A 22951-nucleotide genomic window follows, 5' to 3' on the forward strand; every position below is an offset into this window, starting at 1 on the left:
CAGTTGTCAGAGTGAGGACGACGGATACGTCGTCCTCACCCTGACAGGTTCCACTGGGGGCCGTCGGGGGTGTCCCGGACCTCCACCCCGGCGGCGGCCAGCCGGTCGCGCACCAGGTCGGACGTCGCGAAGTCCTGCGCCGTCCGCGCCCTCGACCGCAGTTCGAGCAACAGCTCGACGTAGGGGCCCACCACGGTGCGTGGATCGCGTGCCCCCACCGTCGCCAGCGTCCCCAGCCGCACCACCATCGACCGCAGGGTGCGCCGGGCCCGGTCGGTGTCCTCGCCCTGCAGGGTGTCCGCGCGCCAGTCGTGCAGCGACTGTTCCAGGGTCAGGACGGCGGCCACGCAGGCGTCGACGTCCTTCGCCGCGAGCGCGGACTCGAAGGCTTCCCTGGTCCGGTCGGTGTCGGCGCGCAGCGACGGCTGGTCCACGGCCACGGCAGGGGCGGCGTCGTCGGCCACGACCACCACCGGGTCGAACAGGTCGACCGGCCCGCCGCGCAGCAGGGCAGCCAGGTGGTCCAGCGGCAGCGACTCCCCGGACGGCAGCGTCCGGCTGCCGTCGCGGCGTCGGATTGTGACCACCCCGTTGCCGTCCACCCGGGCGGTCCTGGCCCGCAGGTCGAGGGTCAGTGCGGTGTGCTCGTCCACCCCGAGGATCCCGACCTCGTCGGGCAGGGCCTGCTCCAGCGCGGCCAGGCGCTGCTCACCGAGGTAGCAGAACCGGGTGTCGTGCGTGCCGCCCTCGGCGTTGTCGTAGTGCGGCACCACCACGGCCGCGATCCCGGTGAGCCGCCCGAGCAGGTCCAGTCCGGGCAGCCAGCGCGGGTCCTCGCCGACCTTGTAGATCTCGTAGACCGGGATGGCGTGGGTGCCGAGGGTGACCGCGGCCGCGCTGCCCATGACGAGGGTGCCGCCGCGCTCGACGATGTCGAGCATGGCGCCGGGCACCGGGGTGCCCTGCCAGTGCCGCAGCGCATAGCTGGGGCTGCCCGGCCCGGCGAACACCCAGCGGGCGTGCGCGAGCAGGTCCAGGGCGGACTCCCGGTCCAGCACCGGCTCGTCGGCCCGCCGCCAGCGGGCCGGGGTCACGGTGCGTCCCACGCTCTCGGCGAAGTAGGCGACGGTCCGGGCGGTCAGGTCGTCGGCGTTGCCCTGGAAGCCGAACGGGGTGTCCAGCAGCGCGGCCGGGCCGTCCCCGGTCGAGGCGAACACCGCCCGGTGGGTGGCCACCATCGCCGGCGCCGTTTCCCCGGACCCCATGACGACGACCAGACTCACCCGAGAGAGCCTACGGTCGATCGGACGGTTCGGCGCGCCGAGCGACCGGTCCGGACGGCAGGCACCGGGCCCGTACCCTGGAGGGCATGGACGGCGGTCACAGCCCCGCGCCCCGTCGGGGGCGTGGATGAGTTCGATGTGGGCCAATGCGGCCCTGGTCCTGCTGTTCGTGCTCGTCGGTGGGGTGTTCTCCGCCACCGAGATGGCGCTGGTGTCCCTGCGGGCGTCCCAGCTGCGCGGGATGGCCGACAAGGGCCGTCGCGGGGCGCGGGTCGCCGCCGTCGCCGGCAACCCGAACCGGTTCCTGGGCGCCGTCCAGATCGGGGTGACCCTGGCCGGGTTCCTGTCCGCCGCGTTCGGCGCGGCGACGCTGGCCGGCGAGCTGTCACCCGTGCTCCGCGGCTGGGGGCTGTCCTCGGGGGTGGCGGACGCGGTGGCCCTGGTGGCGATCACGCTGGTGATCTCGTACCTGTCCCTGGTCCTCGGCGAGCTGGCGCCCAAGCGGATCGCCCTGCAGCGCGCGGAGTCGCTGGCCATGCTGGTGGCGCCCACGCTGGACCGGTTCGCCACCGCGATGTCTCCGGTCATCTGGCTGCTGTCGCGCTCCACCGACCTGGTCGTCCGGCTGCTCGGCGGCGACCCGAACGCCGGGCGAAACGAGATCACCGACGAGGAGCTGCGCACGCTGGTGACCGGCCACCACGCGCTCAGCCCGGAGGAGCGGGAGCTCATCGAGGAGGTCTTCGAGGCCGGCGACCGGTCGCTGCGCGAGGTCATGGTGCCGCGCACGGAGGTCGACTTCCTGGACGCGTCGATGCCTGCGGTCAAGGCCGTGAAGGTGGTCTCCGAGCTGACCCACAGCCGGTTCCCCGTCGTGCGGGGCGACCCGGACGACGTGGTCGGCTTCGTGCACGTGCGGGACCTCTACGGCCCGCGGGGCGCCGAGCGGGGCGCCCGCGTGGGGGACCTGGCCCGCGAGGTCATGCTGCTGCCGGACGGCAAGGCGGTGCTCCCGGCCCTGTCGGAGATGCGTCGCTCCGGGCACCACCTGGCGATCGTGGTGGACGAGTACGGCGGGACGGCGGGCATCGTCACCCTCGAGGACATCGTCGAGGAGCTGATCGGCGACATCCGCGACGAGTACGACGTGGAGGAGGAGCCGTCGCGCCTCGTCGGGGGGGTGCTCGACGTCGACGGGCTGCTCAACCTGGACGACTTCGAGGACGCCGCCGGGTTCGCCCTGCCGGAGGGCCCGTACGAGACGGTGGCCGGGTACGTACTGGCCGCGCTCGGGCACATCCCGCAGCTGGGCGAGCACGTGGACGTCGAGGGGTACCGCCTGTCGGTCATCCAGACCGACGGTCGCCGGGTGGCGCGGGTCCGGGTCGCCCCCGTCGGCTGAGCCGGCCGGGTGTGGCGGGGTCGGCCGGCGCAGCGGGGTTTGTCAGAATGTCCCCCATGTCCCTGCCCCGCGCCTTTTCCGGCATGCAGCCCACGGCCGACTCGCTCCACCTCGGCAACTACCTGGGCGCGCTGCGGCAGTGGGTGGCCATGCAGGACACGCACGAGTGCGTCTTCAGCGTCGTCGACCTGCACGCGATCACCGTGGAGCACGACCCGCAGGTGCTGCGCCAGCGCACCCGGCTCACGGCCGCGCAGTACCTGGCCGGGGGCATCGACCCGGAGCGCAGCGTGGTCTTCGTGCAGAGCCACGTGCCGGCGCACGCGGAGCTGGCCTGGGTCCTCGGCTGCTTCACCGGCTTCGGCGAGGCCCGTCGGATGACCCAGTTCAAGGACAAGTCGCAGCGCGAGGGCGACGACCGCACGAGCGTCGGGCTGTTCACCTACCCGATCCTGATGGCGGCCGACATCCTGCTGTATCAGGCGGACCAGGTGCCCGTCGGGGAGGACCAGCGCCAGCACCTCGAGCTGAGCCGGGACCTCGCGCAGCGGTTCAACAACCGGTTCGGACCCACCTTCAGGGTGCCCGAGCCGTACATCATGCAGGGCACCGCCAAGATCCTTGACCTTCAGGTCCCGGACAAGCAGATGAGCAAGAGTCTCGGCGGCGGCGGCTGCCTCTACCTGCTGGACGACGTCCGCGCCAACGTGAAGAAGATCCGCAGTGCGGTGACCGACAGCGGCCGGGAGGTCGTGTTCGACCCGGAGCACAAGCGGGGCGTCTCCAACCTGCTGACCATTCAGGCCGCGCTCACCGGCACCGACCCCGAGCAGCTGGCCGCCGGGTACGAGGGCCGCGGCTACGGCGACCTCAAGGCGGACACGGCCGACGCGTTCGCCGCCTTCGCCGAGCCGTTCACCGAGCGGGTCAACGGCTACCTCGACGACCCGGCCGAGCTGGACCGGCTGCTGGCGGCCGGAGCCGAGCGGGCCGCCGAGCTGGCCGCCGGGACCAGGGCGGCCGCGTTCGACCGGGTCGGGTTCCTGCCGGCCGCGGCGGCCGCTGCGTCATGAGCGGAGTCGCCGAGGCCGCGGTGATCGGGGTGGCCGTCGAGCTGCCACCACCGTTCGGGCCCAGCCTTCGGGCCGCGCGGCAGTCCTTCGGTGACACCAACGCCCACGGGATCCCCACGCATGTCACCCTGCTGCCTCCGACCACGGTGGACGCCACCCTGCTGCCCGAGATCGAGGCGCACCTGGCCGCGGTGGCCGCGGCCGGCCAGCCGTTCCAGGTGCGGCTGCACGGCACGGCCACCTTCCGGCCGGTGTCCCCCGTGGTGTTCGTCGTCGTCGTCCAGGGCATCGGGGGCTGTGAGCAGCTGGAGCGCCAGGTGCGCACCGGCGTCCTGTCCCGCCCGGTGCACTTCCCGTACCACCCGCACGTGACGGTCGCGCACGACGTGCCCGACGCGGCGCTGGACCGCGCCCTCGCCGAGCTGGCGGACTTCGAGGCGGAGTTCTCCGTCGACCGGTTCTCGCTGTACGAGCACCGGTCCGACGGCTGGCACCGGCGCCGGGACTTCGCGCTCGCTGCTCCGCTCGCCCGACCGGTGTCCTGACCCGGCGCTGGGGGCCCCATGACCGAGCCGGTCCGAGCCGAGAAGGGGATCCTCGGCTGGGCCTTCCGCCGGGCCGCCCTGGTGCGCGACCGCAGCCCGGCGGCCGACCACCTGTGGCGGGCGCTGCAGCGGTTCGCCGACGTCCAGGGCTCTCTGCTCGCGGCGGGCATCACCTACTACGGGTTCCTCGCGCTGTTCCCGCTGGCCGCGGTCGCCTATGGCGTGCTGTCGGTGCTGGTGCTGCTCCTGCCCGCGCTGGAGTCCGGGGTCAAGGATCTCCTGCCGCCGGAGCTGGCCGGGACGATCGACCTGTCCCAGCTGGCGTCCGCGGGGGTCACGGCCGGCCTCGTCGGCCTGGGCGTGATGCTCTATGCCGGCGTGCGGCTGGTGGCCGCGCTGCGGCGGGCCCTCACCCTGGTGTTCGGCGGCAGCCCCCGCGAGGTGCCGTTCGTCCGCGGGCTGGTCCGTGACCTGCTCACGCTGGTGGCGCTGGGGCTGTGCCTGCTGGCCGCGGTGGCTGCGACGGCGCTCACCACGGTGGTGGGATCGTTCATCGACCGGCTGCTGGGGCCGGACACGATGCTGGACGTGTGGCTGGTCCGGCTGCTGGCGCTGCTCGTCTCGCTGGTGACCCTGTGGGCGATGTTCACGGCGATCTACGGGCTGCTGCCGTCGCCCCGCCCCGGCCGTCGGGTCGCTGTGCGTGGGGCGCTGCTCGGGGCGGTCGGCGGCCAGGTCATCACCCAGGTCGGGGCCGTGCTCATCGCGTCGGCGTCCCGCAACGTCGTCTACGGCACGTTCGCGATCACGGTGGGGCTGCTCGCCTGGATCGCCTACGCCTCGCGCTGGGTGCTGCTCGCCGGTTCGTGGACGGCGACGGCCGATCGGTCAGTACCGCCGGAGGGGAGAGCGGGACCGGGCGTAGCGACGGCGCAGGATCCGGCGGTGGACCGCGGCGTAGCCGACCAGCCCCAGGCCCGCGAGCAGGACGACGGCGCCGGCCCGGCTCGCCCACGAGCCGACGGATGAGCCGGAGCGCGGCGGGTTGATCCCCGCGGTGACCGCGTTGGCCGTCCGGCGCGGTGTGGCCGCCGAGCTGCTGGTGAGCGGGTCCACCAGCCGGCCCACGCCCGGGGTGCTCAGGTGGGCGAACCCCCAGTCCAGCAGCGCCTTCGCGGCCGGCTCGGTGAGCCCGGCCGGCTGGATGACGCTGACGATGAGCAGGTGCCCGTTGCGCTCGGCCGCGCCCACGAAGGTGCGCCCGGCCAGGGTGGTGTACCCGGTCTTCACCCCGACCGCGCCCGGGTAGCCGTCCTGCAGCAGCCGGTTCTGGTTGTAGATCTTGAAGGTGCCCCGCGCGGCCCCGGGGGTCTTCGGCATGACCCCCGGGAAGTCGGCGACCTTCCGCGAGACGTAGGACCGGAAGTCGGACCGCTGCAAGCCGGCCCGGGCGATCAGCACCAAGTCGTACGCCGAGGTGAGCTGGCCGTCGGCGTCCAGGCCGCTGGGGTTCACCGCGTGGGTGTCGTCGGCCTGCAGCCTGCGGGCCGTCTCGTTCATCATGGCCACCGTCGTGGGCACGCCACCCGCGACCTCGGCCAGGGCGTGCGCCCCGTCGTTGCCGGACGGCAGCAGCATCGCGTCGAACAGCTGGTCGACGGTGTAGGTGCCCCCCGGGACGATCCCAGCCTTGCTGCCCTCGGCGGCCGCGTCGTCGTACACCGCGGTGTAGACGGTGGCCGGGTCGAGCAGCGGCAGCAGGGTGACCGCGGTGAGCGTCTTCAGCGTGCTCGCGGGCCGGAACCGCCCGTGGGCGTCTTGCGCCGCGAGCACGGTTCCGGTCGTGGCGTCGACCAGCACGAACGCCTTGGCCTTGATGTTGGGCGGGGCGGCGGTGCCGGGTGCGACGACCAGCCCGGCGCTGCCGAGCAGCGGGCCGCCCAGGGGCCCGGTCGCGACGTCGGCCGCCTGCGCCGCGGCCGGCAGACCCAGCAGCGCGGCCAGGCCCAGGAGGGTGGCCGCGAGTCGGTGGGAGAGGCGCCGCATGGTGGCGCCCAGGGTACCTGGGGGCTCCCCGCTCGTCAGATCCGACGGAACAGCAGGGCCCGCTTGACCTCCTGGATCGCCTGGGTCACCTGGATCCCGCGCGGGCACGCGTCGGTGCAGTTGAACGTCGTCCGACAGCGCCAGACCCCCTCGCGGTCGTTGAGGATCTGCAGCCGCTCCTCTGCGCCCTCGTCCCGACTGTCGAAGATGAACCGGTGCGCGCTGACGATCGCGGCCGGTCCGAAGTACTGCGCGTCGTTCCAGAACACCGGGCAGGACGTCGTGCAGGCGGCGCACAGGATGCACTTGGTGGTGTCGTCGAAGATCGCGCGGTCGGCCTGGGACTGCCGACGCTCCCGGGTGGGCTCCTGGCCGTGGGTGATGAGGAACGGCTTGACGTCGCGGTACGCCGCGAAGAACGGCTCCATGTCGACGACGAGGTCCTTCTCCAGGGCCAGGCCCTTGATCGCCTCGATGGTGATCTCGTGCTCGGGGCTGAGGTCGCGGATCAGCGTCTTGCAGGCCAGCCGGTTGCGCCCGTTGATGCGCATGGCGTCGGAGCCGCAGATGCCGTGGGCACAGGACCGTCGGAAGGTGAGGGTGCCGTCGATCTCCCACTTGACCTGGTGCAGTGCGTCCAGCAGCCGGTCGGTCGGGAGGCAGTCGATCTCGTACAGCTCCCAGTGCGGCTCGGGGTCGGTCTCCGGGTTGTACCGGCGGATCTTCAGCCGCACCGGGATCCGGCCGGGGGTCGGCTGCGCCGCCGGCGGCGCCTGGGGCTGGGGCTGGGCGCCGGCGACCGGACCGCCTGACAGGGTGTCTGTGGACATCAGTACTTGCGCTCCATCGGCTGGTAGCGGGTCACGGCCACCGGCTTGTAGTCCAGCCGGATCTCGGTGTGGCCCTCGGCATCGGCACCCCGGTAGGCCATGGTGTGCCGCATGAAGTTGACGTCGTCCCGGGTCGGGTAGTCCTCGCGGAAGTGACCGCCGCGGGACTCGGTCCGGGCCAGCGCGCCGACGACCAGCACCTCGGCCAGGTCGAGCAGGAAGCCGAGCTCGACGGCCTCGAGCAGGTCGGTGTTGTACCGCTTGCCCTTGTCCTGCACGGTGACCCGCTGGTAGCGATCCTTCAGCGCGGCGATGTCGGCGGCCGCCTGCTTCAAGGTCGCCTCGGTGCGGTACACGGATGCGTGGTCGTCCATCGTCTGCTGCAGCTCGGACCGGATCCGGCCCACCTTCTCGGAGCCCTCGCTGGAGGCCAGCCGCCCGAGCAGCGCCTCGACCTCGCTGGCCGGGTTCTCCGGCAGGTCGACGAACGAGGCCCCGGTCGCGTACTCGGCCGCCGCGATGCCGGCCCGGCGGCCGAACACGTTGATGTCCAGCAGCGAGTTGGTGCCCAGCCGGTTGGCGCCGTGGACGGAGACGCAGGCGACCTCGCCGGCCGCGTACAGCCCCGGCACGACGTCGGTGTTGTCCCGGAGCACCTCGGCGTTGATGTTCGTCGGGATGCCGCCCATGGCGTAGTGAGCGGTCGGGTAGATCGGCACCGGCTCGGTGTAGGGCTCGATGCCCAGGTAGGTGCGGGAGAACTCGGTGATGTCCGGCAGCTTGGCGTCCAGCTGCTCGCGGGGCAGGTGGGTCAGGTCGAGCAGCACGTAGTCCTTGTGCGGGCCGGCGCCGCGGCCCTGCCGGACCTCGGTGTAGATGGCCCGGGAGACCATGTCGCGCGGGGCGAGGTCCTTGATGGTGGGGGCGTAGCGCTCCATGAACCGCTCGCCCTCGGAGTTGCGCAGGATGCCACCCTCGCCGCGGGCCCCCTCGGTGAGCAGGATGCCGAGTCCGGCCAAGCCGGTCGGGTGGAACTGGTAGAACTCCATGTCCTCGAGCGGCAGCCCGCGCCGCCAGACGATGCCCATCCCGTCCCCGGTCAGGGTGTGCGCGTTGGACGTCGTCTTGAACACCTTGCCGAAGCCGCCGGTGGCGAAGACCACGGACTTGGCCGAGAACACGTGCAGCTCACCGGTGGCCAGCTCGTAGGCCACCACGCCGGCCGCGCGCCCGTCGGTCATCAGCAGGTCGAGGACGTAGAACTCGTTGTGGAACTCGACGCCCTGCTTCACGCAGTTCTGGAACAGCGTCTGCAGGATCATGTGCCCGGTGCGGTCGGCCGCGTAGCAGGCCCGCCGGACGGCGGCCTCGCCGTGGTTGCGGGTGTGCCCGCCGAACCGGCGCTGGTCGATGCGGCCCTCAGGGGTCCGGGAAAACGGCAGCCCCATCTTCTCCAGGTCGAGGACCGCGTCGATGGCCTCCCTGCACATCACCTCGGCGGCGTCCTGGTCGACCAGGTAGTCACCGCCCTTGACCGTGTCGAAGGTGTGCCACTCCCAGTTGTCCTCCTCGACGTTGGCCAGCGCGGCGCACATGCCGCCCTGAGCCGCGCCGGTGTGGGACCGGGTCGGGTACAGCTTGGTCAGCACCGCGGTGCGGGCCTGCTGGCCGGACTCGAGGGCCGCCCGCATGCCGGCCCCGCCGGCTCCGACGATGACGACGTCGTACGAATGGGTCTGCATGCGCGCCCCTAGCCGATGTTCGGATCGAAGGTGAAGATCACCAGGGTGCCGAGAGCCACGATCAGCACCGTGCTGACGAGCAGCAGCATCTTCAGCCAGAAGCGGGTCTGGTCCCGCTCCGCGTAGTCGTTGATGACGGTCCGCAGCCCGTTGGCTCCGTGCAGCTCGGCGAGCCAGAGCATCAGCAGATCCCAGACCTGCCAGAACGGGGAGGCCCAGCGGCCGGCCACGAAGCCGAAGTTGATCCGCTGCACCCCGCCGTCCAGGACGTTCATGATCAGCAGGTGACCCAGGACCAGCACGACCAAGAACAGCCCCGAGATCCGCATGAACAGCCAGCTGAACAGCTCGAAGTTGGTGCGCTGCTGGCTGCGCTGCCGGCGCGGGCTGCGCGGGGCCTCCAGGGCCGGGGCCGGCTCGACGGCGCTCATGACGCGCTCCCGAACAGCGACTGCACGGTGTGCTGCAGCATGAAGTAGACGCCGGGCACCATGATCACGACCCAGGCGGCCACGATGGTCCACAGCATGACCCGGTGGTAGCGCGGCCCCTTCGACCAGAAGTCGACGAGCACCACCCGGATCCCGTTCAGCGCGTGGTACAGGACCGCGCCGACGAGGGCGACCTCGAGCAGGTTGACGATCGGCGTCTTGTACGACGCGATCACCCGGTCGTAGGAGTCGGGGGAGACCCGCACCAGCGCCGTGTCGAGCACGTGCGCGAACAGGAAGAAGAAGGTCAGGACGCCGGTGATTCGGTGGGCCACCCAGGACCACATGCCCTCCCGGCCCCGGTAGATCGTCCCTGCCGGCATGGTGGCCAAGGCAGTACCTCCGTCGCGGAGCCCACAGGCGCTTCGCCAACGTGCGGAGCAGCCCGGTCCGGACGATGGGCCCGGACTTCGACATCGTATCGACGTGCTCTCGGCCGGCGTACGCCGACTGTGTCACACCCGTCACAGCGGTGCGGACGTCGTCAGTACGCTGACGGAGCATGAGCGACGAGCGCCGCACCGAGTCCGGTCTCCCGATCCCGGCCGTGTACGGCCCGGGCGCCCTGGCCGGGTGGGACCCGGCCGGGCAGCTCGGCGATCCAGGGGCGTTCCCGTACACCCGCGGCGTCTACCCGACCATGTACACCGGCAAGCCGTGGACCATGCGGCAGTACGCCGGCTTCGGCACGGCGGGGGAGTCGAACGCCCGGTACCGCCAGCTGCTGGCGGCGGGGCAGACCGGGCTGTCGGTGGCCTTCGACCTGCCGACCCAGATGGGGTACGACAGCGACAACGCGATCGCCCACGGCGAGGTCGGCAAGGTCGGCGTCGCCATCGACTCGGTCGAGGACATGCGGGTGCTGTTTGGTGGCATCCCGCTGGACCAGGTCTCGACGTCCATGACCATCAACGCTCCGGCCGCCGTGCTGCTGCTGCTCTACCAGCTGGTCGGTGAGGAGCAGGGGGTGGCGCCGGCGCAGCTGACCGGGACCATCCAAAACGACGTCCTCAAGGAGTACATCGCGCGGGGCACCTACATCTACCCGCCGAAGGCGTCCCTGCGGCTGATCACCGACATCTTCGCCTACTGCCGCGAGGAGATCCCGCGGTGGAACACCATCTCCATCTCCGGGTACCACATGGCCGAGGCCGGGGCGACGCCGGCGCAGGAGATCGCCTTCACCCTCGCCGACGGGATCGAGTACGTCCGTGCCGCGGTCGCGTCCGGCCAGGACGTCGACGAGTTCGCCCCCCGGCTGGCGTTCTTCTTCGTGGCGCGCACCACGTTGCTGGAGGAGGTAGCCAAGTTCCGGGCCGCCCGCCGGATCTGGGCGCACGTGATGCGTGATCAGTTCGGTGCGAAGAACCCGAAGTCGATGATGCTGCGGTTCCACACCCAGACCGCGGGGGTGCAGCTGACCGCGCAGCAGCCGGAGGTCAACCTGGTCCGGGTCGCGGTCCAGGGGCTGGCCGCGGTCCTCGGCGGGACCCAGTCGCTGCACACCAACTCCTTCGACGAGGCCATCGCGCTGCCGTCGGAGAAGGCGGCCCGGCTGGCGCTTCGCACCCAGCAGGTGCTGGCCTACGAGACCGATGTGACCGCCACCGTCGACCCGTTCGCCGGCTCCTACGTCATCGAGTCGATGACCGACGAGCTCGAGGCAGCGGCCCGCGACCTGATGGGCCGAGTGGAGGACCTCGGTGGGGCGGTTGCGGCGATCGAGCAGGGCTTCCAGAAGCGCGAGATCGAGCGGTCCGCCTACGACGTGGCCACCTCCATCGACTCGGGGGAGCGGGTCGTCGTGGGGGTGAACCGGTTCACCCTCGACGAGGAGGAGCACTACGAGCCGCTGCGGGTCAACCCGGCGATCGAGGCGGAGCAGGGCGAGCGGCTGGCCCGCCTGCGGGCCGACCGCGACAACGGGTCGGTGACCGCGGCCCTGGACGCCGTCCGGGCCGCGGCGCAGGGCAGCGACAACGTGCTGCGCCCGATGCGGACCGCGCTCGCCGCGCGCGCCACGGTGGGCGAGGTGTCCGACGCGCTGCGCAACGTGTGGGGAACGTACCGGCCCAACGACGCGTTCTGACCGGAGTGCAGCCACGCCGCGTCTTGACCGGATTCAGCCGATTTGTCACGGTTGACCCATGACGCTGCTCGTGATCGCTGCCGTGGTCGTGCTCCTCGTGGGCGCGGTGGTCGTCCTGCTGCGCCGCGCGCAGCGACCGGACGAGGCCGCCCGTTTCCAGCACGCCAGCGAGCTGACCGGGACGTGGGCGCGGTCCGAGTCGGCGCAGGTCCAGGGGCCGCGGCAGCCGGAGCCGGGGCCGGGGCCCGGCGAGGACTAGCCAGGACGAGCCGGTACTAGCCTGCCGGGGTGGACCCGGCACCCGCACCGACCGACCTGGACGCCGTCCTCGCGCAGATCCCCGCCCTGGTCGCCGGGTACGCCGACGAGCTGGTCGCGTTGCGCCGTGACCTGCACGCGCACCCTGAGCTGGGCCGGGCCGAGGTGCGCACCACCCGGCTGGTCCGCGAGCGGCTCGAAGCGGCCGGGCTGGCTCCCCGGTTGCTGCCCGGCGGCAGCGGGCTGGTGTGCGACGTGGGTTCGGGCGAGCCGGCCACCGCGCTGCGCGCCGACCTGGACGCGCTGCCCATCGATGACGAGAAGGACGTCCCCTACCGGTCCACCGTGCCCGGGCGGTGCCACGCCTGCGGCCACGACGTGCACACGGTCGTCGTGCTCGGCGCCGGACTGGTGCTCGCCGACCTCGACCGCGCCGGGCAGCTGCCGGGCCGGGTCCGGCTGGTCTTCCAGCCGGCGGAGGAGACTAACCCCGGGGGTGCGCTCGACGTCCTTGCGGTGAACGCGCTGGACGGGGTGTCCGGCATCTACGCCGTCCACTGCGACCCCCGGGCCGACGTCGGGACCGTGGGCCTTCGGGTGGGTCCGATCACCGGCTCGTCTGACCACGTGCGGGTGCGGCTGGCCGGCCCCGGCGGGCACACGGCCCGCCCCCACCTGACCGCTGACCTGGTGTACGCGCTGGCCCGGGTGGTGACCGACGTCCCCGCTGTGCTGTCCCGCCGGGTCGACCCGCGCGCGGGGCTGTCGCTCGTCTGGGGGCGGATCCAGGCAGGCGGGGCGCACAACGTGATCCCGCAGGCCGGCGAGGTCGAGGGCACGGTCCGCTCGTTGGACGCGGCCGCCTGGGCGAGCGCTCCGGACGTCGTCGAGGAGGCGGTGCGGACGGTCGCCTCCCCCTATGGAGTCCGGGTGCAGGTCGAGTACATCCGGGGGGTGCCGCCTGTGGTGAACGACGCGGCGGCGGTGGGGGTGCTGGAGTCCGCGGCGCAGCGGCTGGTCGGGGAGCACAGCGTCGTCCAGGTGGAGCAGAGCCTCGGCGGGGAGGACTTCGCCTGGTACCTCGACAAGGTGCCCGGTGCGCTGGCCCGGCTGGGGGTTCGCCGGCCGGGGGACGAGGTGTCCAGGGACCTGCACCAGGGCGGCTTCGACGTGGACGAGCGGGCGATTGCGATCGGTGTGCGGCTGCTGTCCGGATCGGCCCTGCTCTCGGTCTGGTAACAGTCTGGATAAGGACCTTCGTCCGGCCGGATCGGCCCCCCTCGAGGAATACGCTCGCAAGGACGCCGCGACCTCCGCGGTCATCAACAGCGCGCCCGCGAGGCGCGGTCGTGAGCACCCGCTGCCGGGGTGCATCGGACGAAGGAGTACCTCTTGCGCAGGGTCATGAAGGTGGCCGCCCTGGCGGTTGCCGGCGCGTTGGCGCTGGCTGCCTGTGGCAGCAGCAGCAGCAGTGGCGGCGGTGCGGGTACCAGTGGCAGCCCCGCGGCAACGTCCAACATCAAGGTCGGTCTTGCGTACGACGTCGGCGGCCGTGGCGACAAGTCGTTCAACGACGCTGCCGCAGTGGGGCTGGACAAGGCGAAGACCGACTTCGGCATCCAGACCAAGGAGCTGTCCGCGGTCGTCGGCGAGACCGACGCCCAGAAGGAGGAGCGGCTGCGGCTGCTTGCCGCCGGCGGGTACAACCCGGTCATCGCCGTCGGGTTCGCCTACGCGACCGCCACCAAGAAGGTCGCGGCCGAGTACCCCAAAGTCAACTTCGCCATCATCGACGACTCCAGCTTCTCGGCGAAAAACGTGGCGAACCTCGTGTTCGCGGAGAACGAGGGCTCCTACCTCGTCGGCGTGATCGCGGCCCAGGCGTCGAAGACCGGCAACATTGGGTACATCGGTGGGGTGCTCACCCCTCTGCTGCAGAAGTTCGAGGCGGGCTACACCGCCGGTGCGAAGTCGATCAACCCGAGCATCAAGGTCCAGGTCAAGTACCTGACGCAGCCCCCGGACTTCTCCGGCTTCAACGCGCCGGACAAGGGCCAGACCGCGGCGCAGGGCATGTACGACGCAGGGGCCGACGTGGTCTTCGCGGCCGCTGGCGGCTCCGGCAGCGGTGTGTTCAAGGCGGCCAAGGCCTCCGGCAAGCTGGCCATCGGTGTGGACTCCGACCAGTACCTCACCGCGTCGGCTGACGTGAAGGATGTCATCCTCACCTCGATGATCAAGCGGGTCGACACCGCGGTCTATAACTTCATCAAGTCGGCCGTCGACGGCTCGCCGCTCACCGGCGTGCAGACCTTCGACCTGAAGAAGGACGGCGTCGGCTACTCGAAGTCGAACTCGGCCGTCCAGCCGTATGAGGCGAAGGCGGACGCGGCCGCGGAGCAGATCAAGTCCGGCGCGATCACCGTCCCGACGACGCCGTAACCAATCTGCGACGGGTTCCTCCCGGGCCCGGTCCGGACGCGATAGCGTCCGAACCGGGCCCGATCCGTCGGGCCCGTACCACCGCAGAAGCGAGGAGGCTGGCCATCAGTCCCGACACGCAGTCCGCCGCGGCTCCTGCCGTCGAGCTCCGCGGGATCACCAAGCGGTTCCCCGGTGTGGTGGCCAACCATGACATCGACCTGGTCGTGCGGCGCGGCACGGTGCACGCCATCGTCGGCGAGAACGGCGCGGGCAAGTCGACCCTGATGAACACCCTCTACGGGATGCACAAGCCGGACGAGGGCGAGGTGCTCATCGACGGCGAGCCGGTCGTCATGCACTCGCCATCCGACGCCATCGCGCGCGGCGTGGGCATGGTGCACCAGCACTTCATGCTGGCGAACAACCTCACCGTGCTGGAGAACGTCATCCTGGGCCAGGAGCCCACGAGCGGCTGGCGGATCGACTTCGACGCGGCGCGGGCGCAGATCGACGAGATCGGCCAGCGGTACGGCCTCGACGTGGATCCGGACGAGCTGCTCGAGGACCTCGGGGTCGGAGACCGGCAGCGGGTGGAGATCCTCAAGGTGCTCTACCGGGGGGCGAAGACGCTGATCCTGGACGAGCCCACGTCGGTGCTCGTCCCGCAGGAGGTCGACGACCTCTTCGACGCGCTGCGCGAGCTGAAGCAGCAGGGACTGACCGTCATCTTCATCTCGCACAAGCTGGACGAGGTGCTGTCGGTCGCCGACACGATCACGGTGATCAGGGCCGGGACGACGGTCGCGACCGTCGACCCCGCCGAGGTCACGGCCCGCCAGCTGGCCGAGCTGATGGTCGGCTCCGAGCTGCCCTCTCCGGAGACCCGTGAGTCCACCGTGACCGACGTGCCAGTGCTCACGGTCGAGCACCTGTCGCTGGCCGGCCCGGGGGAGCGGCTGCTGCTCGACGACATCTCGTTCACCATCCACCAGGGTGAGGTGCTGGGGATCGCGGGCGTCGAGGGCAACGGTCAGGTGGAGCTGGTCGAGACGATCATGGGGATGCGGACCGCCTCGGACGGGCGGGTGCTGTTCGACGACACCGACGTGACCCACTGGTCGACCCGGCGGAGGCGTGAGGAGGGGATGGGCTACATCCCCGAGGACCGCACGCGCCACGGCCTGCTGCTGGAGGCCCCGCTGTGGGAGAACCGGATGCTGGGCCACCAGACCACGCCGCCCAACGCCAAGGGGGCCCTTATCGACCGTCGCGGCGCCAGGGCGGACACCGAGCGGATCGTGCGCGAGTACGACGTGCGCACGCCGGGCATCGAGGTGCTGGCCTCGTCGCTGTCGGGTGGAAACCAGCAGAAGCTCATCGTGGGCCGGGAGATGAGCGGTGACCCGAAGGTGCTGGTCGCGGCACATCCCACGCGGGGCGTCGACGTCGGCGCCCAGGCGGCCATCTGGGACCTGCTCAAGGATGCGCGTGCCAAGGGGCTGGGCGTGCTGCTCATCTCGGCCGACCTGGACGAGCTGATCGGCCTGTCGGACAGCCTGCGGGTGCTGCTGCGTGGCCGGTTGGTCGCCAGTGCCGACCCGGCGACGGTCACCCCCGAGCAGCTCGGCTCGGCGATGACCGGTGTGGGGGGTGAGGCCGCGTGAGGCGCTTCCTGCTCGCCGTCGCGGCGCCGGTACTGGCGATCGTGTTCTCGCTCGCCCTCGTGTCGGTCATCCTGGTGATCTCGGGCCACCCACCGTTCGGCGTGTTCCGGGACATGGTCAACTACGGGTTCCAGCCCCGCAGCCAGGTGCTCACGCTCAACCTGGCCACGACCTACTACCTGTCGGCGCTCGCCGTGGCCATCGGCTTTCGGATGAACCTGTTCAACATCGGTGTCGACGGGCAGTACCGGCTGGCCGCGATGATCGCCGCCGCGTTCGCCGGCTCGGTCGTCCTGCCGGCGCCCTTCGGGCAGATCGTGACCATCGCCATCGCGATGGTGGTGGGCGCGATGTGGGCCGGCATCGCCGGGCTGCTGAAGGTGACCCGGGGGGTCAGCGAGGTCATCTCGACGATCATGCTCAACTTCATCGCCACGGGCGTCGTGGCCTACCTGCTGACCCCTGGCCGGCTCGCGGTCTCGGTGCAGGGGTCGAACAACATCGGGACCAAGCCGATCCCCGCCTCCGGCCAGGTCCCGGGGATCTCGCTCCTGCCTGGGACCACCCAGCAGGTCTACGGCCTTATCCTGCTCGCGGTCGTCATGGGCGTCGGCTACTGGTTCCTGCTCGGCCGCACCCGGTTCGGCTTCGACCTGCGCGCCACCGGACGCTCCGAGCCTGCTGCGGTGGCCAGCGGCGTCAACGTCAAGCGCATGGTGCTGGTCAGCATGCTCCTTTCCGGTGCGGTCGCCGGCCTGGTCGGAATCCCGCAGCTGCTCGGCGCGTCCTACACCTACTCGCTGGACTTCCCGGCCGGCCTGGGCTTCACCGGGATCGCCATCGCTCTGCTGGGGCGCAACAACCCCATCGGGATCGCCTTCGGCGCGCTGCTGTGGGCGTTCCTGGACACCTCCCGCCAGATCCTCGACCTCGGGGGCGTCTCCAAGGAGATCGTCACGATCATGCAGGGGGTCATCGTGCTCGCCGTGGTGATCGCCTACGAGCTGGTCCGCCGCTACGGTCTGGCCCAGCAGCAGCGTGAGGTCGGACGGCGGCTCGCTGCCGAGGAGTCCGCGGCTGCGGCAGCGGGGGTGGCGGCATGAGCGTCACCGAGCTCACCAACAAGACCCGAGGAGCTGCCGGCGCAATGCCGTGGCTGGCCAACCGCTGGATCCGGCTCACCGTGTTCGGGGTCGGCCTGCTGCTGGTCATGTCGCTCGTCCGCCTGGTCACCGGCGCGGGGGACCTGATCTCCAGTGGCACCGTCGGCGCGGCGGTCGGGCTGGCAGTGCCGATCGGCATGGCCGGCCTTGGCGGCCTGTGGTCGGAGCGGTCCGGCGTGGTCAACATCGGTCTCGAGGGCATGATGATCCTCGGGACCTGGGGCGCCGGGTGGGCCGGCTCCCAGTGGAGCGCGTGGGCGGGAGTGCTCGCTGCGGTCGCCTTCGGTGCCCTCGGCGGGCTGGTGCACGCGGTCGCGACCATCACCTTCGGGGTCGACCAGATCGTGTCCGGCGTCGCCATCAACATCCTCGGGCTGGGTGTGACGCAGTACCTCTCGGCGATCGCGTTCACCGGGAAGGCGGGCGGTGGCCCCACCCAGTCGCCGGGGATCAAGTCGATGGGCACGGTGACCATCCCGGGCTTCTCCTCCGCGATGGGCAGTATCGAGAACCACCACTGGTTCCTCGTGTCCGACCTCGCGGGTGTCCTCAAGGGCGTCACCTACCAGGTCTCCTACCTGACGATCATCGCCGTCCTGCTGCTCCCGCTGACGTATTGGGTGCTGTGGCGGACCGCCTTCGGGCTGCGGCTGCGGTCCTGCGGCGAGGCGCCGCACGCAGCGGAGTCGCTCGGCGTGAACGTGTACAAGTACAAGTACATCGCGGTCGTCACCTCGGGCGCGCTGGCCGGGTTCGGCGGGGGGTTCCTGGCGATCGTCGCGGCCGGGATCTACCGGGAGGGGCAGACGGGTGGCCGCGGCTACATCGGCCTGGCCGCCATGATCTTCGGCAACTGGCGGCCCGGTGGGTTGGCCGCGGGTGCCCTGCTGTTCGGCTACACCGACGCCATGCAGCTGCGCAGCGCGGACGCCGTCCACGCCTTGCTGCTGCTGGCCGTCGTCCTGCTGGCCTTGCTCGCGGTGACGTACGCGGCGCGCCGCAAGGTGATCTCGGCGAGCGTGATGGCGGCGCTGGCCGCGGTGATCCTGGCCTGGTTCCTGGCCACCTCCGACCTGCCGCAGCAGGTCACCTACATGACGCCGTACATCACCACGCTGCTGGTGCTGTCGCTGGCCTCGCAGCGGCTGCGGATGCCGGCCGCCGACGGGCTGGTGTACCGACGCGGTGAAGGCGGGTGACCGCCGTCGACTGGGTGGCGCTGCGCGCGGCGGCCATCGACGTCATGGGCCGGGCCTACGCGCCGTACTCGCAGTTCAAGGTGGGTGCGGCCGGGCTGGTCGACGACGGCCGCGTGGTGGTCGGCTGCAATGTCGAGAACGCGTCGTACGGCGTGGGGCTGTGCGCCGAGTGCGGCCTGGTCTCGGCGCTGCACGCCACCGGCGGCGGCCGGCTGCTGGCCGTCGTCTGCGTCAACCAGCACGGGGCCCTGCTCATGCCGTGCGGGCGATGCCGGCAGCTGCTGTGGGAGAACGGCGGGCCGACCATGCAGCTGGCGACCGCGCGCGGGGTGCTCCCGATGAGCGAGGTGCTCCCGGACGCGTTTGGCCCGGACACCCTGGAGGAGCACCGGTGAGCGAGCCGTTCGCCGCGGTCGACGTCATCGTGGCCAAGCGGGACGGCGGCGAGCTCACCGACGAGCAGATCGACTGGGTCGTGGACGCGTACACCCGCGGCGCGGTGGCCGACGAGCAGATGTCGGCGCTGGCCATGGCCATCCTGCTCAACGGTATGGGACGCCGGGAGATCGCGCGGTGGACCGACGCGATGATCCGCAGCGGGGAGCGGATGGACTGGTCCGGGCTGGACCGGCCGACCGCGGACAAGCACTCCACCGGCGGGGTGGGCGACAAGATCACCCTGCCGCTGGCGCCGCTCGTGGCCGCCTGCGGGGTGGCCGTGCCGCAGCTGTCCGGCCGAGGGCTGGGACACACCGGCGGCACGCTGGACAAGCTGGAGTCGATCCCGGGCTGGCGGGCCGCGCTGTCCAACGACGAGATGCTCGCCCAGCTGCGCGACGTCGGGGCGGTCATCTGCGCGGCCGGCAGCGGGCTGGCCCCGGCGGACAAGAAGCTCTACGCGCTGCGCGACGTCACCGGCACCGTCGAGGCGATCCCGCTGATCGCCAGCTCGATCATGAGCAAGAAGATCGCCGAGGGCACCGGGGCGCTCGTGCTCGACGTCAAGGTGGGCTCCGGGGCGTTCATGAAGGACGTCGACCGGGCCCGGGAGCTGGCCGAGACGATGGTCGGGCTCGGCCGCGACGCTGGCATCCGCACGGTGGCCCTGCTCACGGCTATGGACACCCCGCTCGGCCGCACGGCGGGCAACGCCCTCGAGGTCGCCGAGTCGGTCGAGGTGCTCGAAGGCGGTGGCCCGGCCGACGTCGTCGAGCTGACCCTGGCACTGGCCAGGGAGATGCTGCGCGGGGCCGGGGTCACCGACGTGGACCCGGCCGACCGGCTGGCCGACGGGTCGGCCATGGACGCGTGGCGGGCCATGGTCCGGGCCCAGGGCGGTGACCCGCTGGCCCCGCTCCCGCGCGCCGCCGAGACCCTCGTCGTCCCCGCGCCCGCCACCGGGACGCTGACCCGGCTGGACGCGCTGGCCGTCGGCCTGTGCGCCTGGCGGCTCGGGGCCGGGCGGGCCCGCAAGGAGGACCCGGTGTCGGCCGGCGCGGGCGTGGTCCTGTACGCCAAACCGGGGGCGCCGGTGCGGGCCGGAGAGCCGCTGCTCACTCTGCACGCGGACGACCCGGACCGGTTCGCCCGCGCCGTCGAGGCGCTGGTCGGCGGGATCGAGGTGGACGGGCCGACCCGTCCGCTGCCCCTGCTCATCGAGACGATCGGAGCCTGATGCCCGAGCTGGTCACTGCCCCCACGCGGATCCCGGTCCCCGGCGGCAAGGTCATCGACGAGTTCGTCGGCCGGGTCACCACGGGCACCGCTGACGTGTCGGTGGCCCGGATGGTGGCCCCCGGTGGCTGGGAGGAGCCGGCCCAGACCCCCGAGTTCGACGAGGTGACGCTTGTGCTGCGTGGTGTCGTCCGGGTGGAGCACGACGGCGGGGTGCTCGACGTCGGCGCGGGCCAGGTCGTGCTGACCAGGGCCGGGGAGCGGGTGCGCTACACCACCCCGGAGCCGGACGGCGCCGAGTACGTAGCGGTGTGCGTGCCGGCGTTCGGCCCGGACCTGGCGCACCGCGACCCGGAGGGCGTGGCATGACGGCAGTGCCGGTGCGCACCCTGGGCCGCGGCCCGGCCGCCCTCGCCGTCTCCGCCGAGGGACTCGGCTGCATGGGCATGTCGGACTTCTACGGCCCCGGCGACGACGGCGAGTCGCTGGCCACGATCCAGCGCGCGCTGGACCTCGGGGTGACCTTCCTGGACACGTCCGACATGTACGGGCCGTTCACCAACGAGCGGCTGGTGGGCCGGGCGGTCGCCGGCCGGCGCGACGACGTCGTGGTCGCGACGAAGTTCGGCATCGTCCGGGACGAGTCGGGGGCCCGGCTGGGGATCAGCGGCCGCCCCGAGTACGTGCGGTCGGCCTGCGACGCTTCGCTGCAGCGGCTCGGGGTGGAGCGGATCGACCTGTACTACCAGCACCGGGTGGACCTGTCCGTGCCGATCGAGGAGACGGTCGGGGCGATGGCCGAGCTGGTCGCCGCGGGGAAGGTGGCGCACCTGGGGCTGTCCGAGGCGGCGGCCACGACGATTCGGCGGGCGCACGCGGTGCACCCGATCACCGCCGTCCAGACCGAGTACTCGCTGTGGGCGCGCGACGTCGAGGCGGAGGTCCTGCCGACCCTGCGTGAGCTGGGCATCGGGCTGGTCGCCTACAGCCCGCTGGGCCGCGGCTTCCTGACCGGGCGGTTCGGCTCGGTCGACGACGTCCCGGCCGGGGACTTCCGGGCGAGCGACCCGCGGTTCTCGAAGGACAACTTCGCGCACAACGCGGCGCTGGTGGCCGGGGTCCGGGCGCTGGCCGCGGAGAAGGGGGTCACCCCGGGCCAGCTGGCGCTGGCCTGGGTGCTCGCGCAGGGCCCGGACGTGGTGCCGATCCCGGGCACGAAGCGGCGCGCCTACCTGCAGGAGAACGCCGCGGCCGTGGCCGTCGAGCTCACGGCCGGGGACCTGGAGTGGCTGGCGGCCGCCGTCCCGCCCGGTTCGGTGGCCGGCTTCCGCTACGCCGACATGTCCAGCGTCAACCGCTGACCCGGCCTACCCCCCAGACCCGGATGAAGGGTCCCTTCTGTGCGCAAGGCTGCACCGACCCAGCCTTCATGCCTGCCCATGAAGGGTAGAGATCTGGCACCTTGCGCACAGAAGGGACCCGTCATGCAGGGGTGACGGGGGTGCGCTTGAAGGGGTCGTGGGCCGGCGGGGTCATCAGCTCGGCGCGCGGGCAGCTGTCCAGGGTGAGGCCCACCCAGGACAGTGCGTCGTCGCACAGCGAGTCCACGGTCCAGCCGAGCTCCAGCCCGTGCGGGCTCACCGTGACCTTGTAGATCGTGATCTGGTGCCGGTTCGGGGAGTCGTACATCACCGCGATCGACCCGATCAGCTGGGCCGACCCGCGGGCACCCCCAGGTCCGTTCCACGCCTGGTCGTAGCGCTGCCACAGCGACGAGGTGGCGTTCCAGATGCCGCCCTTGCCGACGTCGAGGCGGGCCAGCTCGTGAAGAACCCGCGCGGCCGTCCGCTGGTCGAGCACAGCGGCCGGCCGGATGACCCGGGTCTCCTCCGACGTGAAGCGCATGAGGACCTCATCGGTAGGGACGGCCGGGGGGTTGAGGCCGATAGCCTCACCTGCGTGCCGCTTTCTGAGGATCTGGTCCGCCGCGCCCCCAAGGTCCTGCTCCATGATCACCTCGACGGCGGGCTGCGCCCCTCGACCGTCGTCCAGCTGGCCGCCGAGCAGGGCTACGGCCGGCTGCCCACCGACGACCCCGACGGGCTGGCCCGCTGGTTCGTCGCGGCCTGCGACTCCGGCTCGCTGGAGCGCTACCTGCAGACCTTCGAGCACACGGTCGGGGTGCTGCAGACCCGCACCGCACTGACCAGGGTGGCGCGGGAGTGCGCCGAGGACCTGGCGGCCGACGGCGTCGTCTACGCCGAGGTCCGGTTCGCCCCCGAGCTGCACCTGGCCGGTGGGCTGTCCCTGGACGACGTCGTGCAGGCGGCGCTGGACGGCTTCCAGGAGGGCGAGCGCCGGGCGGCGGCCGCCGGCACCCCGATCGTGGTGCGCACCCTGCTCACGGCGATGCGGCACGCAGCCCGCTCCCGGGAGATCGCCGAGCTCGTCGTGCGGTTCCGCGACGGCGGCGTGGTGGGCTTCGACATCGCCGGCGCGGAGGCCGGCTTCCCGCCGACCCGGCACCTGGACGCCTTCGAGTACCTGCGCCGGGAGAACGCGCACTTCACGATCCACGCCGGCGAGGCGTTCGGGCTGCCGTCGATCTGGGAGGCGCTGCAGTGGTGCGGGGCGGACCGGCTCGGCCACGGCGTGCGCATCGCGGACGACATCACGGTGCACGACGATGGCCGGGTCACCCTGGGCCGGCTGGCCCAGTACGTGCGAGACAAGCGGATCCCGCTGGAGATGTGCCCGACGTCGAACCTGCAGACCGGTGCCGCCGCCTCGCTCGCCGAGCACCCGATCGGGCTGCTCACCCGGCTGCGGTTCCGGGTCACCGTGAACACCGACAACCGGCTCATGAGCGGGACGTCGATGACGCACGAGCTGCACGCCCTCAGCGAGACGTTCGGCTACGGCGTCCCGGACCTGCAGTGGTTCACGATCAACGCGATGAAGTCGGCCTTCCTGCCGTTCGACGAGCGGCTGGCCCTGATCGACTCGGTGATCAAGCCGGGGTACGCGGCGCTGCAGCGGCTCTGAGCGCCTGGGCGGTCCGCTGCCGG

22 protein-coding genes and 1 pseudogene are annotated in these 22951 nt (G+C 71.9%); 16 read left to right on the forward strand and 7 right to left on the reverse strand.

The genetic code is table 11. The features are described from left to right. Positions 1–35: 35 nt before the first annotated feature. A complete protein-coding gene (locus VIM19_06575; GenBank protein HEY5184561.1) occupies positions 36–1283 on the reverse strand; it encodes a hypothetical protein in 1248 nt (415 codons plus the stop codon). A 136-nt stretch (positions 1284–1419) separates the two neighbouring features. Between VIM19_06575 and VIM19_06580 the strand changes: the two genes are divergently transcribed. Genes VIM19_06580 through VIM19_06595 form a run of 4 tightly spaced genes read left to right on the forward strand, consistent with a single transcriptional unit; the run spans position 1420 to position 5332 of the window. Then, positions 1420–2685: a hemolysin family protein gene (locus VIM19_06580; GenBank protein HEY5184562.1), complete on the forward strand. Its 1266-nt coding sequence runs from the start codon at positions 1420–1422 to the stop codon at positions 2683–2685. Positions 2686–2732: 47 nt separating this feature from the next. After that, positions 2733–3758: a tryptophan--tRNA ligase gene (gene trpS, locus VIM19_06585; protein ID HEY5184563.1), complete on the forward strand. Its 1026-nt coding sequence runs from the start codon at positions 2733–2735 to the stop codon at positions 3756–3758. Beyond that, positions 3755–4303 (forward strand): 2'-5' RNA ligase family protein, encoded by a 549-nt coding sequence (locus VIM19_06590; GenBank protein HEY5184564.1) that lies wholly within the window; start codon positions 3755–3757, stop codon positions 4301–4303. The genes trpS and VIM19_06590 overlap by 4 nt, the downstream gene beginning before the upstream one ends. 18 nt (positions 4304–4321) lie before the next feature. Next, entirely contained in the window at positions 4322–5332 is a 1011-nt protein-coding gene (locus tag VIM19_06595) for a YihY/virulence factor BrkB family protein (GenBank protein HEY5184565.1), read from the forward strand. 186 nt (positions 5333–5518) lie between these two features. Here the strand turns inward: VIM19_06595 and VIM19_06600 are convergent. The 5 genes and pseudogenes from VIM19_06600 to sdhC all read right to left on the reverse strand — a co-directional run bounded on the left by VIM19_06600 (position 5519) and on the right by sdhC (position 9735). Beyond that, a pseudogene (locus VIM19_06600) lies at positions 5519–6349 on the reverse strand (D-alanyl-D-alanine carboxypeptidase). Positions 6350–6384: 35 nt separating this feature from the next. Continuing rightward, the gene (locus tag VIM19_06605; protein HEY5184566.1) at positions 6385–7089 is read right to left on the reverse strand and encodes a succinate dehydrogenase iron-sulfur subunit; all 705 of its coding nucleotides are present in this window, start codon (positions 7087–7089) and stop codon (positions 6385–6387) included. An 89-nt stretch (positions 7090–7178) separates the two neighbouring features. Then, positions 7179–8921 (reverse strand): succinate dehydrogenase flavoprotein subunit, encoded by a 1743-nt coding sequence (gene sdhA, locus VIM19_06610; protein HEY5184567.1) that lies wholly within the window; start codon positions 8919–8921, stop codon positions 7179–7181. Between the two features lie 8 nt (positions 8922–8929). Then, a complete protein-coding gene (locus VIM19_06615; GenBank protein HEY5184568.1) occupies positions 8930–9352 on the reverse strand; it encodes a succinate dehydrogenase hydrophobic membrane anchor subunit in 423 nt (140 codons plus the stop codon). Then, positions 9349–9735 carry a succinate dehydrogenase, cytochrome b556 subunit gene (gene sdhC, locus VIM19_06620; protein ID HEY5184569.1) on the reverse strand — a complete coding sequence of 129 codons (387 nt, stop codon included), beginning with the start codon at positions 9733–9735 and terminating at the stop codon, positions 9349–9351. The genes VIM19_06615 and sdhC overlap by 4 nt, the downstream gene beginning before the upstream one ends. 179 nt (positions 9736–9914) lie before the next feature. Between sdhC and VIM19_06625 the strand changes: the two genes are divergently transcribed. The 11 genes from VIM19_06625 (at position 9915) to VIM19_06675 (ending at position 21244) form a co-directional block, all read left to right on the forward strand. After that, positions 9915–11501: a methylmalonyl-CoA mutase family protein gene (locus VIM19_06625; GenBank protein ID HEY5184570.1), complete on the forward strand. Its 1587-nt coding sequence runs from the start codon at positions 9915–9917 to the stop codon at positions 11499–11501. Between the two features lie 58 nt (positions 11502–11559). After that, positions 11560–11760 carry a hypothetical protein gene (locus VIM19_06630; GenBank protein HEY5184571.1) on the forward strand — a complete coding sequence of 67 codons (201 nt, stop codon included), beginning with the start codon at positions 11560–11562 and terminating at the stop codon, positions 11758–11760. Positions 11761–11816: 56 nt separating this feature from the next. Next, positions 11817–12998 (forward strand): amidohydrolase, encoded by a 1182-nt coding sequence (locus tag VIM19_06635; protein ID HEY5184572.1) that lies wholly within the window; start codon positions 11817–11819, stop codon positions 12996–12998. Positions 12999–13151: 153 nt separating this feature from the next. Then, positions 13152–14201: a BMP family ABC transporter substrate-binding protein gene (locus VIM19_06640; protein ID HEY5184573.1), complete on the forward strand. Its 1050-nt coding sequence runs from the start codon at positions 13152–13154 to the stop codon at positions 14199–14201. Between the two features lie 98 nt (positions 14202–14299). Beyond that, positions 14300–15847 carry an ABC transporter ATP-binding protein gene (locus VIM19_06645; protein HEY5184574.1) on the forward strand — a complete coding sequence of 516 codons (1548 nt, stop codon included), beginning with the start codon at positions 14300–14302 and terminating at the stop codon, positions 15845–15847. Further along, positions 15844–16950 (forward strand): ABC transporter permease, encoded by a 1107-nt coding sequence (locus tag VIM19_06650; GenBank protein ID HEY5184575.1) that lies wholly within the window; start codon positions 15844–15846, stop codon positions 16948–16950. The genes VIM19_06645 and VIM19_06650 overlap by 4 nt, the downstream gene beginning before the upstream one ends. A 44-nt stretch (positions 16951–16994) precedes the next feature. Beyond that, complete coding sequence (locus VIM19_06655; GenBank protein ID HEY5184576.1) at positions 16995–18209, forward strand: ABC transporter permease; 1215 nt, start codon at positions 16995–16997, stop codon at positions 18207–18209. Then, positions 18206–18604 carry a cytidine deaminase gene (locus tag VIM19_06660; GenBank protein HEY5184577.1) on the forward strand — a complete coding sequence of 133 codons (399 nt, stop codon included), beginning with the start codon at positions 18206–18208 and terminating at the stop codon, positions 18602–18604. Before VIM19_06655 ends, VIM19_06660 begins: the two co-directional genes overlap by 4 nt. After that, entirely contained in the window at positions 18601–19884 is a 1284-nt protein-coding gene (locus VIM19_06665) for a thymidine phosphorylase (protein HEY5184578.1), read from the forward strand. The genes VIM19_06660 and VIM19_06665 overlap by 4 nt, the downstream gene beginning before the upstream one ends. Further along, a complete protein-coding gene (locus VIM19_06670; GenBank protein ID HEY5184579.1) occupies positions 19884–20252 on the forward strand; it encodes a cupin domain-containing protein in 369 nt (122 codons plus the stop codon). Before VIM19_06665 ends, VIM19_06670 begins: the two co-directional genes overlap by 1 nt. Further along, the gene (locus VIM19_06675; protein HEY5184580.1) at positions 20249–21244 is read left to right on the forward strand and encodes an aldo/keto reductase; all 996 of its coding nucleotides are present in this window, start codon (positions 20249–20251) and stop codon (positions 21242–21244) included. The genes VIM19_06670 and VIM19_06675 overlap by 4 nt, the downstream gene beginning before the upstream one ends. Before the next feature lie 121 nt (positions 21245–21365). Here VIM19_06675 and VIM19_06680 read toward each other — a convergent pair whose 3' ends face one another. Next, positions 21366–21788 carry a hypothetical protein gene (locus VIM19_06680; GenBank protein HEY5184581.1) on the reverse strand — a complete coding sequence of 141 codons (423 nt, stop codon included), beginning with the start codon at positions 21786–21788 and terminating at the stop codon, positions 21366–21368. A 54-nt stretch (positions 21789–21842) separates the two neighbouring features. On the opposite strand from VIM19_06680, the gene VIM19_06685 reads away from it, so the two are divergent. Beyond that, positions 21843–22928, forward strand: a complete 1086-nt coding sequence (locus VIM19_06685) for an adenosine deaminase (GenBank protein HEY5184582.1) — start codon at positions 21843–21845, stop codon at positions 22926–22928. The last annotated feature ends 23 nt before the right edge of the window (positions 22929–22951 follow it).

It is taken from the genome of Actinomycetes bacterium (genome assembly GCA_036510875.1).
Classification (GTDB): Bacteria; Actinomycetota; Actinomycetes; order Prado026; family Prado026; genus DATCDE01.